This is a genomic window from Pseudarthrobacter cellobiosi, assembly GCF_023913755.1.
In the GTDB taxonomy this organism is placed as follows: Bacteria; Actinomycetota; Actinomycetes; order Actinomycetales; family Micrococcaceae; genus Arthrobacter; species Arthrobacter cellobiosi.
This window is the reverse complement of record NZ_JAMXBJ010000001.1, coordinates 1-1,316: the sequence shown is the minus strand read 5'-3', so window position 1 is coordinate 1,316 and position 1,316 is coordinate 1. Positions and strand designations below refer to the sequence as shown.

Sequence of the window (1,316 nt, the reverse complement as noted above, 5' to 3'; positions counted from 1 at the left end):
TCGATGCTCCTATGGTTGTCAAGCGGCTTGTTGAAGGGTTTGGTGGCGTTGTTGGATCTTGATGAGGATGGGATGAATTTCGCGGCAGACGTAGCGTTTGAGTAGCCGCATAGCCTCGCGTTTGCCCTTCCCTCGGGCCAGGGATTTGGTCATGTAGTCCTTGGTGGCTTGGTGGCCTTTCAAGCGGCTGACAATGATGCGGTGGAGGGCGGCGTTGCCTTGCCGGTTTCCTCCCCGGTTCAGCCGGTTTCTGTTCGTTTTCCCGGAGGACGCGGGGATTGGAGCCGCGCCGCAGAGGTGGGCGAGAGCTGATTCGCTGGTGATCCTGTCAACGTTCTCCCCGGTCACGGTCAGTAGGGCCGCAGCAACGTCGGGACCGACGCCGTGGACGGCCAGAAGCTCCGGGGCGTAGTCCTTGACCAGGGCCTCGTAGTCCTTCAGCAGGGCCGCGGCTTCGGCCTGCAGCGCCAGATGCCTGTTCCCGAGTGCTTTCAGGGCCGTCTTGCTGTGTTGGGTCACCAGGTCATCAGTCTTGAGCGCGCGCAGGCGCGTACAGGCACGGGAAAGTGGCTTGCCCGTCAGGCCAGCCAGCTTCTCACGCAACGTGTCCGGGGCGGAGACCAGCAGCCCCTTGAGCTGGTTCATCGTTTCGGTGCTCTGCTTGATGACCAGCCGCTTGGTGGTGTGCAGGACCCGGATCGCCTCGACGTGGCCCTCACGGGTCTTCGGGACCGTCGTGGCGCGCTGGGCGAGCACGGCCCGGGCCGCGGAATACGCATCAATCTTGTCCGTCTTGCCCCGCAGACGCCGCTCCTGCTTATCCGGGGCAATGACGTCAACGACCTCGATGCCGGCAACCCGGAATCGTTTGGTCAGCCCGGCACCATAGGAACCCGTCCCTTCCACACCGGCACGCAGGACCTGCCCGTGACCGGCCACCCAGTCCAGGACCTCCCCGTACCCGGCCGGGGTCGCCGGGAACTGGCGGTCCGCGACCGCTGCACCCAACGTCGTGATAATGGCAACGTGGTGGAAGTCCTTATGGGTGTCCACACCAATGATGATTTTATGAATGTTTTCCGGCATGCTGGAAGAAGCCCTTTCGTGAGGGTCAGCGTTCAGGAATGCCAACAGACAAGTCAGTAACGGGACTGGAGTCAGGCTCCTATTAAGTCATGCACGGCATTCCTGAACGCATCACTAATTAGTGACGGGGACCAGGCCGGCCGACGCATCGAAATAAAGACAGCCAAAGCGTCAGACAGGCTCTGAGTCAGACCAACCCGACCCCCACATCAATCATTACTGACAGGCTC

The 1,316-nt window shown here is 61.6% G+C and carries 1 protein-coding gene; it reads right to left on the bottom strand.

Features of this window, described 5'->3' with window-relative positions; genetic code table 11:
- Positions 1 to 18 precede the first annotated feature (18 nt).
- Positions 19 to 1,086, bottom strand: a complete 1,068-nt coding sequence (locus tag NG696_RS00005; RefSeq protein ID WP_252570185.1) for an IS110 family RNA-guided transposase — start codon at positions 1,084 to 1,086, stop codon at positions 19 to 21.
- Positions 1,087 to 1,316 lie beyond the last annotated feature (230 nt).